The organism is Caulobacter endophyticus (assembly GCF_029543245.1).
Classification (GTDB): Bacteria; Pseudomonadota; Alphaproteobacteria; order Caulobacterales; family Caulobacteraceae; genus Caulobacter; species Caulobacter endophyticus_A.
Genome location: NZ_JARQWV010000027.1, coordinates 1 through 16,715 on the forward strand (window position 1 = coordinate 1; position 16,715 = coordinate 16,715).

General features: G+C 62.4%; 9 protein-coding genes, 1 tRNA gene and 1 pseudogene. 7 read left to right on the forward strand and 4 right to left on the reverse strand.

From position 1 onward, the window contains the following. Positions 1 to 158 precede the first annotated feature (158 nt). Positions 159 to 1,121 carry an ABC transporter ATP-binding protein gene (locus P7A99_RS21230; RefSeq protein WP_277795741.1) on the reverse strand — a complete coding sequence of 321 codons (963 nt, stop codon included), beginning with the start codon at positions 1,119 to 1,121 and terminating at the stop codon, positions 159 to 161. 144 nt (positions 1,122 to 1,265) lie between these two features. Here P7A99_RS21230 and P7A99_RS21235 point away from each other — a divergent pair, with 144 nt between their 5' ends. Then, on the forward strand, positions 1,266 to 1,547 hold the full coding sequence (locus tag P7A99_RS21235; RefSeq protein ID WP_101716739.1) for a zinc-finger domain-containing protein: 282 nt from the start codon (positions 1,266 to 1,268) through the stop codon (positions 1,545 to 1,547). Positions 1,548 to 1,550: 3 nt separating this feature from the next. Further along, positions 1,551 to 1,982: an acyl-CoA thioesterase gene (locus tag P7A99_RS21240; RefSeq protein ID WP_101716738.1), complete on the forward strand. Its 432-nt coding sequence runs from the start codon at positions 1,551 to 1,553 to the stop codon at positions 1,980 to 1,982. Positions 1,983 to 2,175: 193 nt separating this feature from the next. Here the strand turns inward: P7A99_RS21240 and ggt are convergent, their stop codons facing one another. Continuing rightward, on the reverse strand, positions 2,176 to 3,930 hold the full coding sequence (ggt, locus tag P7A99_RS21245) for a gamma-glutamyltransferase (protein ID WP_347276704.1): 1,755 nt from the start codon (positions 3,928 to 3,930) through the stop codon (positions 2,176 to 2,178). Positions 3,931 to 4,217: 287 nt separating this feature from the next. Here ggt and P7A99_RS21250 point away from each other — a divergent pair. Beyond that, a tRNA-Arg gene (locus P7A99_RS21250) sits at positions 4,218 to 4,294 on the forward strand. Positions 4,295 to 5,437: 1,143 nt separating this feature from the next. Beyond that, positions 5,438 to 7,942, forward strand: coding sequence for a hypothetical protein (locus P7A99_RS21255; RefSeq protein ID WP_277795742.1), 2,505 nt, complete (start codon positions 5,438 to 5,440; stop codon positions 7,940 to 7,942). 109 nt (positions 7,943 to 8,051) lie between these two features. Here the strand turns inward: P7A99_RS21255 and P7A99_RS21260 are convergent, their stop codons facing one another. Beyond that, complete coding sequence (locus P7A99_RS21260; RefSeq protein ID WP_277795743.1) at positions 8,052 to 10,067, reverse strand: ATP-binding protein; 2,016 nt, start codon at positions 10,065 to 10,067, stop codon at positions 8,052 to 8,054. Beyond that, on the reverse strand, positions 10,064 to 11,488 hold the full coding sequence (locus P7A99_RS21265) for an SIR2 family protein (protein WP_277795744.1): 1,425 nt from the start codon (positions 11,486 to 11,488) through the stop codon (positions 10,064 to 10,066). Before P7A99_RS21265 ends, P7A99_RS21260 begins: the two co-directional genes overlap by 4 nt. A 402-nt stretch (positions 11,489 to 11,890) precedes the next feature. On the opposite strand from P7A99_RS21265, the pseudogene P7A99_RS21270 reads away from it, so the two are divergent. From P7A99_RS21270 to P7A99_RS21280, 3 genes and pseudogenes are all read left to right on the forward strand, one after another. After that, a pseudogene (locus P7A99_RS21270) lies at positions 11,891 to 12,133 on the forward strand (IS110 family transposase); the annotation flags it as partial. Between the two features lie 732 nt (positions 12,134 to 12,865). Further along, complete coding sequence (locus P7A99_RS21275; protein WP_277795745.1) at positions 12,866 to 14,059, forward strand: SIR2 family protein; 1,194 nt, start codon at positions 12,866 to 12,868, stop codon at positions 14,057 to 14,059. After that, entirely contained in the window at positions 14,056 to 16,686 is a 2,631-nt protein-coding gene (locus P7A99_RS21280) for a hypothetical protein (protein ID WP_277795746.1), read from the forward strand. The genes P7A99_RS21275 and P7A99_RS21280 overlap by 4 nt, the downstream gene beginning before the upstream one ends. Positions 16,687 to 16,715 lie beyond the last annotated feature (29 nt).

The window sequence follows — 16,715 nt, forward strand, 5'->3', positions numbered from 1 at the left end:
CCCCTTGCGGTTTATGGGTTGGGCGATGCCCCCGTTTGTGTGTCTTTCCACCAAAACCACTCCGATACAGCTGATCGGCTGTTGCGGCGTTTCTGTACGTGCAACCCCTCACCCGACCTCCCTCCGGGAGGCCACCCTCTCCCGCAAGGGGAGAGGGATCAGGTCTTCAGCGGATCCTTGGCGTTCGGGTCGCCGTAGGTCAGCGACACGAACACGTCCTCCAGGTCGGGATCCTCGGTGGCGATGTCCTTGATCGACACGCCGGCCGCGCGCACGGCGGCCAGCACGTGTTCGACGCTGGACTGGCCGGTGCGGTAGCTGACCGAGAAGGCGCCGCCGGCGCGGCCCTTGGTGTCGAAACCCTCCAGCGCCGGGGGCGTGGCCAGCGGGCTCTCGGGCGTCACCACCACGTTGCGGATGTCCATGCGGCCCAGCAGGGTCGGGGTCGGCTCGCACACCACCACCTCGCCGCGGTTGACGATGGCGATCTGGTCGCAAAGCTCCTGGGCCTCTTCCAGGTAGTGGGTGGTCAGCACGATGGTCACGCCCAGCTCGTGCAGGCCCTTCACATATTCCCACAACTGGCGGCGCAGCTCGACGTCGACGCCGGCGGTCGGCTCGTCGAGGATCAGCACCGGCGGCTGGTGGACCATCGCCTTGGCCACCATCAGGCGCCGCTTCATGCCGCCCGACAGCTGGCGCACGTAAGCATTCGCCTTGTCGCCCAGGCCCAGGGCATTGAGCAGCTCGTCGGTGCGGCGCTGGTTCTTGGGCACGCCGTAATAGCCGGCCTGCACCTCCAGCGACTCGCGCGGGGTGAAGAAGACGTCGGCGGCCAGCTCCTGCGGCACCACGCCGATGGCGGCGCGGGCGTCGCGCGGGCGCTCGTCGATGTCGCGGCCCCAGATCTTCACCGTGCCGCTCGACTTGCGCGTCAGGCCGGCCAGGATGTTGATGAAGGTCGACTTTCCCGCCCCGTTCGGGCCCAGCAGGCCGAAGATCGAGCCGCGCGGCACCTTCAGGTCGATGCCGTTCAGCGCGCGCTTTTCCGGCGCCGTCTTGGTGGCGGGGTAGGTCTTGAACAGGCCCTCGGCTTCGATCGCGTAGGCAGGCAGGTCCATGAAGCGTCCAATCGGGGGCGGAAGGCCTTGAAAACAGGGGCGTGCGCGGCTTCGTCGAATTGACGCGGCGCCGACGCGTCGCATAGGTATGCCTCGTTCGCCGCCTAGCCAAGGCCGCGCTCAGAATTCGAAGGTAGTTCCCCCATGGCCAAGGCCAAGTCCGAAGCTCCGACCGCCCCCACCGCCATGGACGTCGCCGTCAACGCCGGCCCGGCGCCGGAGATCGTCCACGTCCATTCGCACCGCATCGCCTGCGACGGCGTCGGCGGCGCGCTGGGCCATCCGCGCGTGTGGCTGGAGATGGGCGCGGCCGGTTCGGTCGACTGCCCCTATTGCGACCGCCGCTTCATCGCCGCCGAGCATGCCGGTCATGACGAGGACGAGCGCCTCGCCCCCGGCGTGTACGAAGGCCCGAGCGGCCACTAACGCGTGGACGATTCCAGCCTGACCGGCCCGCGGGCCGAGACCCTCGCCAAGGCGTGGGAAGCCGCCGAGTGGCCGCACGACCCGCCGGTCCTGCGCGCCATCGCCATGCCGTCCGACACCAACCCCGAAGGCGACATCTTCGGCGGCTGGCTCTTGTCGCAGATGGACCTGGCCGCGGCCTCGATCGCCTTCCACCGGGCGGCCGGCCGCTGCGCCACGATCGCCGTCGACGGCATGGTGTTCATCAGCCCGGTGTTCGTCGGCGACGAGGTCAGCCTGTTCGCCCGCATCATCCATACGGGCCGCACCTCGCTGAAGGTCGAGGTCGAGGCCTGGCGCCGCCGCCGCGACGGCGAAAAGGCCCACAAGGTGACCCAGGGCGTGTTCACCTTCGTCGCCATCGGCGAAGACCGCAAGCCGCGTCCGCTGCCGTAGGGGCGCGGGACCCTTCTCCAAAATCCAGACAAACCCGCCTCCCTCGCCCTTGTGGCGAGGGTCCATGGCGGCCGCGGCTCAGACCTGCGCCGTCATGACAAAGGTCTGAGCGGCCGAACGATGGGTCCTGGGCACAAGGCCCAGGAAGGCGAGTTTGGTTGAACGGCCAGCCTTGGCCGGCCGCCCGTCGGGACTACTCCAGCCCCTTGGCCACGCCCTCGCGACGCGGATCCGCGCCGCCTTCCAGCTTGCCGCCCGGCCGCACGATCACGCCGTGCAGGCCCGAATTCTCGTTCTGGCCTTCCTTGACCATCACGCCGCGCCCCTGCAGCGCCGCCGTCAGCTCGGGGCCGAAGCGGTTCACCTCGCCTGAGAAGACGTCGCCCCGCGCCACGAGGTTCGGCAGGGCCACGGCGTCCTGCATCGACAGGCCCCAGTCGAACACGCCGACCATGGCCTTGAGGTTATAGGACAGGATAGCCGAGCCGCCCGGCGAGCCGACGGCGGCCAGGAACTTGCCCTTGTCGTCCAGCACCACCACCGGCGACATCGACGAGCGCGGGCGCTTGCCCCCGGCCACGGCGTTGGCGCCGGGCAGGCCGTCCTTGTCGATCGGCGCGAAGTTGAAGTCGGTCAGCTGGTTGTTGAGGAAGAAGCCGCCGACCATCCGGCCCGAGCCGAAGATGCTCTCGACCGTGGTGGTCATCGACACCACGTTGCCCGCCGCGTCGACGATGACGAAGTGGGTGGTGCCGCCCGGCTCGATCGTCGAGTCCGGGCCGACCTTGGGCGCGCCCTTGGGCAGGCCGAAGCTCGGGGCCGGGCCGGCCGTCTCGCCGATCAGCCTGGCGCGCTCCTTCACATAGGCCGGCTCCAGCAGGCCCTCGACGGGCACGCTCACCTTGTCCGGGTCGCCGACATAGCGGTCGCGGTCGGCGTACATCACCCGTTCGGCCTCGGCGATCTGGGTCCAGGCGATCGGGTCCTTGGGGCCGCGCTTGGCGATGTCGGTGTGTTCGAGCATCAAGAGCGCCTGCAGCAGCGACACCCCGCTCGACGACGGGTTGGGCACGCAGACGCTGTAGACCTTCCACGGGCGGCACAGGGCGTCGGCGCTGCGCGGCTTGTAGGCCGCAAGGTCGGCCAGGGTCATGGCCGAGGGGCGCTCGCCCTCGTGCAGCTTGGCGACGATCGCCTGGGCCAGCGGGCCTTCATAGAGGGCCGACGGCCCCTCTGCGGCCAGGCGGCGCACGGTGGCGGCGTAGGCCGGGTTCTTCAGGGTGTCGCCGGCCTGGTAGCGCCGGCCGTCGGGCTTGGTGAAATAGGCGGCCGCGTCGGGCGTCTGGCCCTGGGGCGAACGGCCGTTGATCATCGAGGCCAGGCGCGGGCTGACGACGAAGCCTTGGTCGGCCAGCTTTTCGGCGTCGAGGAACAGGCGGTCCCAGCCGATGGCGCCGTGCTCCTTCTGGGCCTGGGCCAGCATGGCCACCGCGCCCGGCACGCCGGTCGAGCGGCCCGACAGCACCGCCGAGATGAACGACACCGGCTTGCCGTCCTCACCCAGGAACAGGGCGGGCGTCGCGGCCGCCGGGGCGGTCTCGCGGCCGTCATAGGCGGTCACCTTGCCGGTCTTGGCGTCGTAGAAGACCATGAACGAGCCGCCGCCCAGGCCCGAGCTCTGCGGCTCGACGAGGCCCAGCACCGCCTGCACCGCCACCGCGGCGTCGGCGGCCGAACCGCCCTCGCGCAGCACCCGAAGGCCCGCCTCCGTCGCCAGCGGATTGGCCGAGGCCACCATGCCGCGCGGGCTGTAGGCGGCCGCGCCGGCGGTCTTCGGGGCGATCCTGGGGGCGGTCGCCGTGGCCTGAGGCTCCGCCGTGGCCGCGCAGCCGGCGATCCCTCCGCAAGCGGTCAGGACGGCGAGGGCGGCGAGAACGGGCAGGCGCATGGGCGGATCCTTCAGGCGGACGGACATCGGGCGCGAAACAGACCGCCCGGCGCGTCGGAAATCCGACTCGGGCAGCGGAGATTCGACGAACCATGCCCCCGACGCCGCCACCACGCTCGCGAAAAAACGCCGCCGCGCACCCCTGCGACATCTTTTTCGCGCCTACAAACCCTTATGCGCCAAGGGATCGCGCAGTTATCCACCGAACTTGGCGACTTTCTTGCGACAAGACGCTTGCGCACCCCAGGGGTACGGGGTATCTCCCCCGCCTCGCCGCAAGGCAGTGCGCGCCCGTAGCTCAGCTGGATAGAGCATCAGACTACGAATCTGAGGGTCGGACGTTCGAATCGTTCCGGGCGCGCCATTTTCTCCAATAAAATCAACGATTTGATGTGCCAAAATGCGGCACCCCCGACTATTTGGGTTCGTTAGTCGGGGTTTTAGTCGGGGAACTTTCCTCAGATCGAAGGGTCTTGCGGAACTGCTCCCGAACGCTTCGCGACATGAAAGCGCCAGAATGATCCATGACGCGGAGTGAATACGTGAGGTCCTCGGCACACGCCCTTGTGGCGGGAAGCCCTGCCTGGTCCCGTTCGCTGGGTGAAGCAAGCGGCGTGCCGAGCAAGCCGCCCCATCTGCACCTGCGGCTGAAAAGAGAGGTCCCGGCCACAAGGGCGGGAGTTCACCGGAAGCGACAATCGATCTCGACCTCGATCTAGGAAGTTGATGAGGGGTCGCTCGCTCCTTAAACCCTCAGTTCCTGTAGATCGTGAATTAGGATTCTGGTTCTTGCCGTGGCCGGTCCCCACGGACGCCGTTGACGTCGAGATACCAGACGGCCTCCAATACGGCATGGTCGTGCTGAAGATACTAGTCACACTCGCGCTTGGCTTCTCTCTGGAGGTGGGTGATGCCGGGGTTGGGGCGCGTCGCAGTGAGCGTGGCGTCGGTCGCCGCTAGACATGCGCCACTGATTGCCATCCTTGTTGTGATCGGTGCATTGGCTAGATGTACGAGCGGAGGCGACTGCGACTACGGCAGGACGGGCGAGCAATGCTCGCCATACTAAATACCTCACCGCGTGTCGTGGCGACTTCGCGGCGGGCCCATTCCAGACCACAAGCGTACTTCCACCTTCACCCGAGCGCCTCGACCAGCCGCTGTTTTTTCGCGCACCCTAGCGGCACGCCACCATTTCGCCCGCACGTTTCTCGAAGCAGAACCTAGCCGGAGCGCCAAGGGCTGCTGACGTTTAGGGGGCTGTCTAGACTGAGAAACTGCGTGGCTAAAGTGGTATCTAGCGGCCCGCTGCGGCACCTCACGACCTCATAAAATGGGGCCTAGAGGGCGGGAGGAAGTCGCCCCTTACCAGTTGGAAGAAGGACTTCAGCTATACCCTAAAGGGGGGCGCGTATCCTAAATCCATGCACAGGTGGTGAGGTTAGAGGGTATAGCGCACTCGTGCCTGATACGACATTCTTCGACCTATCAGAAGCGAGGCAGAAGCGTGGCAACCTCTCAGGAACTTATAGCCCGACTCAGCGAGATCAAGGTTTCAGCAGGGAACGAAGCTGATGTCCGCTTCAAAGTAATAGATGATATTCTCACCCATATACTGGGCTGGGATAAGACGGATTTCACCCACGAAGAGCGCGTATCTGAAGATGGGTCAGATTATTTTTTGGATTACCTAATAACCACGGCCCAAACTTCTCTGCTTATAGAGGCGAAGCGCCTCCAAGTGGATTTCTCGAAGGTGCCGACCGGTCGCGCTGCGCTAAAGGGTTCCTGGGTAAAGGGGGACCTTAAGAAAGCAATTAATCAGGCGCGAGACTACGGTCGCCGAAGAGGGGTCGGATTTTGCGCCGTCACAAATGGTGATGCTTGGATAGTCTTTCCCGTAAATAGGAGAGACCTCGTAAGCTTCGAAGATACATATGCCGTCACCTTTTCTGACGCAGCAACTGCTCTAGACGCCGATCTTGATGATTTCAGAGCGTTACTTTCGAGGAGCTCTGTTATCGACGGCAGTCTGGAGCAAGCGCTCTTGGGCGGCGATAGCAATCAAACAGACAACCGGCGGCTTAACAAAATTTACGACAGCTCGTTCTCCAAAATTACTCGAACGACCATGTTTTCCTCGATAGAGGATGAGATAGTTACCGCATTTGCTGAAGAGCTAGTGTCAAATAATCCAGCCCTACTAGAGAAGGCTTACGTAGAAACGGCTGATCGGATCAAGTTCGACGACCGCGTTAAGATGGCTGTTTTGCGCAGAGATCAAGTCATCAATACGCGCCCAATGCGCCCCGTCGGGCGCACGGGCGTCTCAAACACTGCAAGCCATGTCATCAGTACGAAGGTCAAGAGTCAATCTGTTGCGCTTCTCACTCTTGGGCTCGTGGGCGCGGGAAAGACGACATTTCTAAACTACGTTCAGAAGGTTAGCGGTAGTCAATACTTCGACCAAGAAAAAGCGTCACCCAGCGCGCACTGGCTTTATATCGATTTTCGTTCGTTTTCTAAATCTCTTTCTCCGAGATCGTTTATTTATGAATCACTTTTCAACTACATCGGCGAGAATGCCACGCTGGGGGACTACGAAAGAACAATCAAGCACGCTTATAAGGGGGAGATAGCGGCGCTTACTCGTGGCCCCCTCGCAGTTATGCGAGGCAACCAGAAAGCGATAGATGATAAGATCGCCGAGCTACTTCTAAGGGAATACGAGGAAAAATCTCCCTATGCGAGGCGCATTCTGTCATACGCTTCATTGAAGACTCCGCTATTTTTGGTAATTGACAATGTTGACCAGATCGAAGAAACGACAACCCAGGAAAGTATCTTCCTTGAAGCTGTTGCGATAGCTCGGGAAAGCGGCCTGAATCTGGTCCTTGCAATGCGGGATGCGACCTACGTCAAAAATCGCTCGTCTGCAGTGTTTGACGCCTTCACCTTCGACGCGATCTACATTGACCCTCCGCACATCCAATCCGTGCTATCAAAGCGTTTCTCGATTGCAGAGCACCTCCTCAAGGGCAAGTCATTCGATCTGACTACCGATGGCGGCGCGCGCGTCACTGTTTCCGATGCATCTCGCGTCGTGGAAATGCTCAGCGCCAGCGTACTTGGTACGGAGGTCGGCAATCTCATAGAGGTGTCCGCCACCGGCGACGTGCGCCTCGCCCTTCAGATGACCAAGCAGTTTCTGCAGTTTGGCTACTCAACCTCTTACCGGGCATATCAAGCCTTCGAGCGCACCGGCACCTATCGCTTTCCCGTGCACGAGGCCGTCAGAGCAATCATGTTCGGGAATCAGTCGATCTACAGGGATGAATTCTCCCCCTTCCTAAATCCATTCGATGCGAAAACTGGGCGCTCCGAGAGCCAATTTTTGCGCCTGTATATAATGAGTGCCTTGGTGAGCGCCGCCTCGACAAAGACTTTCCAGGGCTTGGAGGCGGGGGAAATTGTATCCAGCCTGGAAAAGCTTGGCTTCAGTCAGAGGATCACAAATAAAGTTATCGCAGACCTCATATCTGGTAGAATTTGCTTCTCGAGATCACACCAGGAGTACACGCTTGAGAGCGTGCTCGTTCCGAGCCGGCTGTGTGGATACATCGTCAGAGATCTAATTGGAAAGATGATATTCCTTGAAAATGCGATATTCGACACATTTATATATGATGATATAGTTTGGAACGATGTAAAAAGGAAGATGCAGCAGGTTTACGGAAACAGCAGACCTGTTGCTAAATTTAAATTGAGGAAAGAAATAACTAGCACATTTTTTGACTGGGTGGAGCAGGAAGTGCAGAAATTGTGCTCAGAAGCGGCAAAGCGGAACTTAGGGCCGTTCTGGACGAATAATCCCATCTCTAGACTTCGAACGGATTTCGACTCCGAGCTAGAAAGAGCACTTCGGTCTGCGGTTAGAAATTATGGAACAGACAAAGAAAAAGAATTGATGGGGCTGCCGCTGTTCAACGATGAGGCTTCACGTTCAAATTGAATACGAGGCGCATCGACAGAGTCAGTTCTACCGATATCGCGCACCGCACGAGCCCGCCACATTGCTCGGAGGGTATTGCAACGTTCAATAGCCCTTTGTCGTTGAGTTGCTAGACGCATTCCTCAGGTGCTTGGTCAGTTATCGGATCGAATATAATTTCTGTCGGAAGGCAGAGGTCTGCCGGGCGACCGTCTTCATGGAACCAGCGTTCGACGATCCGAGCGTCATCGCTACGCGGACGCGGCGAGGCTTGCCGCACTTTAAATGTGGTCGGCAGATTGACTGACGTGCCGAACACTAGGGCGTGCTGCTTCGGAAGAGATGGCAACCGCTTGAGGACAGCGTCGGAGATGAACGGCGTCATCTGCCTGATCTGCGCTAAGTCGTCGGGGTTCTGGATCCGGTGGACGACGAAGTTCGAGCACTGGCTGAGCACAGTTTTGGAAAGCTCGCTCGGGCGTTGGGACGCAAGCATCACGAACATGCCGTACTTGCGTCCTTCCTTGGCGATCCGCTCGAACCCACGAGCTGCATCGAGGGAAAACCGTGAGGGTGTAGCGGCGATATAGCGGTGCGCTTCTTCGAGAAGCAGGTGGATGGGGAAGCGGCTGCGAGGGTCTGCCTTCCGTAGGAGCTTGAACAACATCCGGGCGATGACGGCGCTTACCAGCTCGACCACCTCGTCTTCCACGTCGTTCATGTCGATGATGATGAGCTGATTGGCCTTCGTCAGGGTCTGGCCGCGCTGACTCAGGCCAACCAAGCGCATTAGAAACGCCATGGTAGAAGGCGCGGACACTAAATCGTCTTCGACGTGTCGGAGAAAGCCGTATTCGGAGCGATCCTGAAGCGATTTCAAGCGGGTCGCCAGCGAGGCGCAGTAGTCTCGTATCTGACGGTTGCCGTGCGCTTCTTCGTAAAGGATGGCGAAGTCCAAGCACTCGGCTAAATCGTCGAAAGCGAAGGGGGTGTGGTCGTAAGCGGGCAGGCGGACATCCTCACGCACCTTCGTTCGGACGACCTCGAGAAATTCTTCCTGTCCATTCCCGGCGAAATTGCCGAACTGCATGTTCGGTCGGTAATGGTGGAGCAGCGCCATGTTCAGTGTCGCTGTCGGGTACTTTTGCAACAACGACACCACCCTCTGGAACTTCGAGACTGGCGAATCGCCGTCGGCACCGCGAAAGCACTCGATGATACAGGTGGCGATGAAGTGCTCTTTTATTTCGAGAGCCGCTGGGGACTTTGCGCGAAACAGGCTGGTCAGGCCCAAAGCCGTGCGAAGGACGGGCAACTGTGTTTTTTCACTAGCCTGGAGCAACAGCTCCCACTCGGACATTTCCAGGAACCAGTGCGGCAGGCGGAATCCGGCTGGGGTACCGTCCAAGACTATCCTGTCGACGCCGATAGCGCCCGGAGCCGCTAGCGACGCGAGCGCTGCGCCATACTCTCCATTCACATCAAAGACCACGAAGGTTGCGCCGCGTGCGTGGTGCTCTTCAGGCTTCCCGAACAGCGCCTGCAACGTGGCAGCGACGGTGCAGGACTTTCCGCTGCCCGTGTTACCTAAAACCGCCACGTGTCCGCCGAAGAAGTCGTCAAGGCGGACTTTGACCTCGTAGTCCTCGAACACGACTGACTTACCGATCGATAAGACGCGGTAGCGATTTGCGCTGGGCGGTGAGCACGCTTCGCCATTGGCACCCGTCGAAGGTTCGATAGCGTCTTCGGTCTCGAAAATCCGGTCGAGTTCTCGGTCCATAGCATAGAGAGCGTCGGCATAGAGTGAGGGGAAGATCGACACTCCGAAGCGGAACGGGCCTCCCGCTACCGGCAACATGCCCACCGGCACCAGATCCAGAAACTTTGACGAAGTCGCCCGGTCCAGGTCGCCACGTTCGCCAGGAGCGCTGGCGTCACGTTCCCGGAGTCCGACAACCTCGGCTACGACATATTCCGATTGCGCCGGGATCATGAGGAAGGATCCGAGACGCGCGACATAGTGAACGTCGTCGAAGCCAACCACGGTGAAGTTGTCAGTACCGGCATGCATCTCAACCAAAAAGCGGTCGGAAGAGACGGATACCACCTTGCCTATAGCGCGCTTACGGTCGTCGTGGGTCACGCTTCGCCATCCTTGGGCACAGGCGCCATGGCCCTCATCACCTTCTGAACGGCTTCGTCGATCCGCTCGCTCGGGCGTTGCGGTAAAAAGTGCTCGACAATGGTGTCGAAGTAGTGGGCGCGGGACCCAGCCGTAGGTCCGTCGCCACCAATGATCCAGATACGCGGATCGCCCAATTGGCGGAGTTTAGCGATATCTCCGCCCGAGTTGGGGTCGGCGAAAACGATAAGGCGAAACGTCGGAATCGTCAGCGCCTGATAGATGATGTTGTTGAGATGCTCGTCGCCAAAGGCGAAGCCGGCGGTGATTAGCACACTCTGTTCGCGAACCACCCGCGATTGAAACTCCCTGAACAGATCCGCGTAGGGCGAAGCGAGGGAGGCGTTCTGCTTGGCCGGCGTCGGATAGATCAACATCCGCGACCGTTCAGTGACTGGCCAGTTCTCTCGAATTGGCAGGAGCCCGTGGTCGTCTTCCGTCCAACTGATCGAACCATGCAGTTTGCAGAGGTAAACGAAGGCGTCGACGGCGGCCCACTTGCGGTTGCCGACATCAAGCTGCTCGGCCAGGGCGTAACGGAAACTGGCAGGATTGAAGCGTCGTTCTACGAAGCCTGTAAACCCATTCGCGTACGGGATCCCCAGCCGGTCCATCGCGATCTCATTGAAAAGATCGTAGTTGGTCGTGAAGACCCATGGTCGCGGCAGTGAGCGGTCGCGCAGTACCAGTTTACGATAGAATTTTTCGTAAAGGTCGCGAACCATGGTGTCGCCGTAACTGAAGGCACCGGCGGTCAATCGCTCCCATAGAAAGTCCTGAACCTTCTGAATGATGCTGTTCACAAGTCGCAGTTGCCCATCGTGCGAAGACTTTGAGCTTCGCGATAGGACGAAGCGTTGACCGTACAAGACTTCCATCAGGCGTTCGAGGTTCTTATTGTAGCCATCCTCAAGATCGACCCCCAGGTCGTCGAGCACATTCATTTCGGCAAGAGTGAGCCGCCATGAAGGCGGCGGGTCTGCCAGTTCAGTGTCTTCCACATCTGGCGAGATGACCTCTGAGGCTCCGTCAGCGCCCCGGATCTCAAAAGACAGGTGCGCGGGTTCTGGCGTCTCGGCGGGCGTCAGGGCCGTAGCTGCCGCGACCTGTTCGGCCATAGCCTCGCGACAGAATTCCCACGCAAGCGGTGCCATCGTCGGAATGCCCCGTTCGATCTTGTCACGGACGAGGGACGAGCATCCCGCGCCCAGCAAAAAGGCGACGTTTTTGGCGCTCATCGCCTCGGAGATCATCTGTCGAGCGCTCCCAATGGTATTCTGGCGACCGCTCCCACCTTCCTCGTCCCACGACACATCGACGGGCTCTACGGCTCCGTCGCGCAGGAACTTGAAGCTTCGTCCAGCTAGCTCTGCCGTGGTCATCGCCCCCCCCGATTTTGCTGCATGAGAAGGTATACCGAACTCGCGAGCAACAGGTGTCGTATTGCCTTTCGCAACCCGAGGGTCATGAACTCAGGCAGGAAGGCACATGGTCGTGAAGCGGCATGTGGACGGCGGTCGAGAAAGCTTGGCGCTGGTTTATTCGTGAAGCGATTAGGAGTGGCCGCGTAATCGGGGCGGCAGAGGGAACGGCGGCGGCAACGTCGGTAGTGGCGCAGAGTGGGCGTCCAACCCCTGCTAGCCGAAGAGGACGCCCGCCGATGACCTATGACGCCACACTCGACACCTCCGCGGCCACGACCGCGCTGTGCGTGGTGACCAGCCGCGACGGGACCGTGGTCTTCGAGACCATCGTGCCGACCGCCCCTGAGACCATCGCCATGGCGCTGCGCCCTTTACGAGGCGGCCAGCGTGATGATGACCAGATCGCAGAACCAGTGCGCGCTGAAGGCCTGGAAACAGCGCCTCGCCCGCGAGCGCGGCCACAAGCGGGCCGTCGTCGCCGTGGCCCGCAAGCTGGCGGTGATCATGCACCGAATGTGGCTGGACGGATCGAGCTTCCGCTTTTCGGCGGGCAGCGACGCGCCGGCCGGTGGCGGCGCGGAGGTCCTAGCCATGGCGAACTGACGCGCGACGACGACACGGGCGAACGACAGACGACTGACCAGGGGGTGACACAGGTTCCGCCAGCGGCGGATGAGAAGGATGGATCGATGCGGATGCGGAGAGCACGTAATCTCGCCGGCGGCAGGCTCCTCAACGAGGCCAAGACCGCGCCCGATTGCCTGTGTGGCCCCGCGATCCCGACGCAGACATGTGCCCCCGCCTGGCAGGCAGCGAGAGCATGGACGATTGCAGGGACCATCCCAATCTCAACCGCTTCGGCAGGGCGAGGATCACCACTGGTCAGGCGTGTGATAGGATCAGGCACCGGAGAAAGTCATGCCTCGGAAGCAGAGACAGAGACCCCCGATTACGATGGCCAGATAAAAGCAGCGCCGCCGGTATGGGGCCAATCCCTTACAGGGCCTGGGTTTGCTGCGCCGTCGCCAGTTAGGCGCAGCTGGCGCTTTCGATGTTTTCCTAGTCAAATCAACAGCCCACGCGCCATCGCTGAATATTAGGCGTGTATTAGCGTGGTACGGCGTGAGTCGGCACGAGGCCGCTTCAAAACGGCGTGGGACCGCCTCCGAATGGTTGAACGTGACTCATTGCGGCGGTTCGGAAGGTCCGCTTCTGGGCGGGAAAAGCTAGATCCATTACTCCCCGGCACAGGTGCTTGTGTTGAGGGTGACTTATTAATCTCCACAAGCTTGACGGGAGGCGGCAAAACCGTGTCGAATTCTCGACTGGACCGACATGACCGAAGCGCTGATCTATCTTGAGGACGATCTCCCGGGTCTGCCCGAAGACCTGATGCTGGCGCGGGATCAGGGACGGGTCCTGTTTTTAACAGGAGCCGGAGTTTCCACCCCTGCCCCCTCTGAGCTTCCCGATTTCCAAGGGTTGGTCTGCGAGATCGCCAAGCGCCTTGATGCTCGCCTTGGCCAGGCGATGTACGACTGGAGGGAGGAGAAGGCATCGCCTTCAGACCCGCCAAAAGCCAAAGAGGCGTTCATGGAGGGGCTCGATCCTCGCCAGTGCGCCGAGTTCAAACGCTTCGTCTCCAGTGAGTATGACATGGTGCTGGGCATGCTCGAGCGCCGTATGGTCCGCGCGAGCGAACCCCTCAGCAGCTTGCGGGTCGCCGCTCGGCAGATTCTCGACGCGGCCAAAGCCCCGAACGCCCTCCATGCCTCGATCAACCTGTTGGCGCGACGCTTCGGCGAGTTGTTCGTCGCGACGACCAACTTTGACCGGCTGCACGAGGAGGCGGCGAGACCGGAAAAGGTCGCGAGCCATGGACTAGAAGGCCTGCCGCGGGCGAGCAACGGTCCCGGGTTCCACGGCGTCTTTCACATCCACGGAGTGCTGGATCCGAAACAGTCGCGTCAGCTAGTTCTAACCGACCAGGACTTCGGAGACCTCTATCTCAGGCGGCGACTGACGGCGGACTTCATTTATGACGCCACGCGCATTTTTCACCTCGTGATCGTCGGCTACAGCGTCAACGATCCGCCGTTTCGCTATCTGATGAACGCAGTGGCGGGCGACAGCCTGCATTTCCCCGATCTGAAGGATCGCTATGTGTTCGCGCCCCGGGATGCGGGGGACCTCACCGTCGGCGAAGACTGGTCGGCGCGCTCCATTATCCCGATCTGTTACGACAAGGCCGATCACCATGCAGAGCTCGCCCGGTTGCTGAAGGCTTGGGCGGCCAGCATTCCGTCCCCGGGGGAGGATCGGTGGGCGCGGAAAAGGCTCCGGCGCCTCTGTCGCGGGCCTCGAGGCGAGGCCTCGGAGGCCAATGTCGCCCTGTTCGGCTACATATTCCGGCGCGCTCTCAGAACTGAACAGGGCGCCCTGGCCCGGTTCCTCGGTGAGATCGGCGCTGACCCCGGCTGGCTAGATGAGGCGATCAAGGTGCTGCGCGAGCCCAGGTCCGGCTCATGAAGGACCGGCGTCCACCTCGGCCCGTCGACGACCATGTACGGCGGGCCACCCGTCTGTTCATCGACGGGCGTCTTCAGGATCGGGCGGTCCTGGTCTGGGCGGCGGCACTCGGACCGGGCGCGGACGCCCAGCGACGAGCGGTGCGCGACGCCGTATTCTCGCGATCGGAAGCTTTGCCGGAACTCTACATGACGGCGTGGCGCTGCGTGATTGAGGCCTGGCGGGACGGAACCGCCGAAGATCCCGACATGACCGTCATCGAGATCAAAGACGCGATCCGGCGCGGCGTCGACCCCCGGATCTTCGTCGGCTCCATCGTCGATCTGGCGGCGCCCAGGTTGAAGATCCGCCCTCGAAGCCCTTTCAAGGAGCCGGTTCGTGGCAAACCCCGGACGGTCGCGGATCTGCTGTCACTGGACCTGGAGCCTGACCACCATGTTCGCCTGGCCGAGATAGGCCTGTCGGGTTGCGACGACGCCCGCGTGTGGGAGGAGCTGCTTGACCGTGCGCAAGGCGCCCTGTTCTCGCGGCTGCATCAGGCGGAGCGGCTGGGTCTCACTTGGTCTGCCAACTGGATTGCGCGGGTCTATCCTGTCGACAGCGATGGCGAGATGGACGCCGATGGGGACGACAAGGACCCGGACAAGTATCGCGGCGGCTTCATGCCGATCACTCGCTTGGTCAGCGCGGCCCTTTCGCGGCTAGGCGCGATCGATCCCACGGCCGCAACGAAACGGGTCGACGGGCTGGCGCTGAAGGCCTGGCCTATCGCCCGTCGTCTCTGGGCCGCTGCCGCGCTCGATCCCGCCGTCGTTCCAGCCGACCGGCTTGATCCCTGGGCCCTCTCGATGTCCCAGGAGGAGCTTTGGGGCGTACATGCCTATCCGGAGTTCGCCGAGCTCCGCAGCCGCCGGCACGGGGACCTGACCGCCGACGTCCGCGATCAGCTAGAGCGCCGGATTCGCCGGGGGCCGCCAACCCGCCTCTTCCGCCGGGACCTGTCGCGCGCCCGCCGCGACGAACGCCAGATCGGGGACGCGTATGCCGAGCTGAGGCGAATGCAAAACGCGGGCGCGGTACTGACCCCGGGCTCGATCGCCTGGCTGGCCGACTATGCCGACCTCGAGGCGATGTGGGGAAGCGACGACCTCTACAGGACCGGCGACGGCTATGTCCCGTCGCGGTCGCGGCTCGACCTCGATCTGACCTCGGCGACCGCCTTCGCTGAGATCGAGGCGGCCCTGACCGACAACCCGTATACCGACGGCCGCAAAACTCTGGACGCCATCGGAGCGAACTGGAAGGCGGTCTTCGACCGGATACGGGCCGAGCCGGCGCTTCTGAGCCGGGGCCGGATCGTCGGTGCTCTGGCCTTCGCGATCCGGGACCGCATCGGCGTGGAGGAAGGAGATCCGGACCGGATGGAGACGGCGCAGGTCTCCGACTTCATCGAGCTCCTTGGCGGCGTTCCGGCTTCTGCGCGTAGGGCGGCGGCACCCGGTGTCGCCTATCTTTTCGAGGGGGCGCTGGGTCGGCTCCCGGACGATGCGCGCATGCCGGCGCTCTGGCTGGAGTGGTGGCCTTACGCCGCCGCCGCCACCGTGGCGGAGACAAAAACTGCGGACGACGGGCCGTTCGAAGAGGCACCGACCGAACGCTTGGCCTCGCTTTCACTCAATACGGCGGCCGGCCGGATGATGTCGGGCTACTTCAGCCTATTCCCCAAGGGCGAGGACGCGCGGACGGCATTCGACGATCCCTTTCTGGCGCAGGCGCGGGATCTTATCGTCGAGACACCGGGCGAAGGGGGAAGACAGGGGCTCTATCGTCTCCTGCTAAACGTGCAGTTTCTCAACTACATCGATCCGGCTTGGACCCAGGCCAAGTTACTGGGACCGCTGGCGGCTCAAGACGGGGTGGTGCCAGAGCTCTGGGACGCCATTGCCCGGATCGGCCTGCTCGCCCCTGATGCCCTGGCCCTTATCTCCGCGGAGATGGTGCGCCGGATCCTCGATGATCGCCTGTCGCCGGACGTGCGGTCGCGACTGGCCGAACGCCTGATCCTGCCCGTGGCCATCGCCTTGCGCGACGGGACCGCCCCTCCGGTGAGTCTGGTGGAAACGGAACAGGTCCTGAGACTCGGCGGACCTCAGGTCCGAACGGTCTGCGCGCGTGCCCTGACCCGCTTTGTCGCCGACGCGAAGGCGCCGGAGAAAACCTTCACCTCTGGCGTCCTGCCCATCCTGGCAGGCGGCTGGCCCCGGGACCGGTCCGTCCAGTCCTCCGAGGTGGCGGACGGGTTCGCCGCCCTGCCGGCGGCCGCCGATACAGCCTTTTCGGAAGCCGTCGCCGCTCTAGGCGATTATCTGATGCCATTCGACGTCTGGTCCCTCTGGGAGTACCGGCTCTATGTCCGCGAGGACGGAGGTGGCCGCGAACTCAAGTTCCCGCGGACTCAAGCCGAGGCCAGGTCGATGCTCACCCTGTTGGACCGGACTATCGGCGAGGAAGAAGGGGCGGTCATTCCGCACGACCTCGATGTCGCCCTAACCGCGATGACGGCCCGCTGGTCGGGAGCCGTGAAGGACCGCCGGTTCGCGCGGCTCGCCGCCTTGGCGCGGCGCTAGAGCGATCCGGGGATAACGGCTTTGAAGCT

Coding starts and splice junctions, on each gene's coding strand:
- P7A99_RS21265 (WP_277795744.1), bottom strand. CDS start 11,488: ATGACCACGGCAGAGCTAGCTGGACGAAGCTTCAAGTTCCTGCGCGAC.
- P7A99_RS21230 (WP_277795741.1), bottom strand. CDS start 1,121: ATGGACCTGCCTGCCTACGCGATCGAAGCCGAGGGCCTGTTCAAGACC.
- P7A99_RS21275 (WP_277795745.1), top strand. CDS start 12,866: ATGACCGAAGCGCTGATCTATCTTGAGGACGATCTCCCGGGTCTGCCC.
- P7A99_RS21280 (WP_277795746.1), top strand. CDS start 14,056: ATGAAGGACCGGCGTCCACCTCGGCCCGTCGACGACCATGTACGGCGG.
- P7A99_RS21235 (WP_101716739.1), top strand. CDS start 1,266: ATGGCCAAGGCCAAGTCCGAAGCTCCGACCGCCCCCACCGCCATGGAC.
- ggt (WP_347276704.1), bottom strand. CDS start 3,930: ATGCGCCTGCCCGTTCTCGCCGCCCTCGCCGTCCTGACCGCTTGCGGA.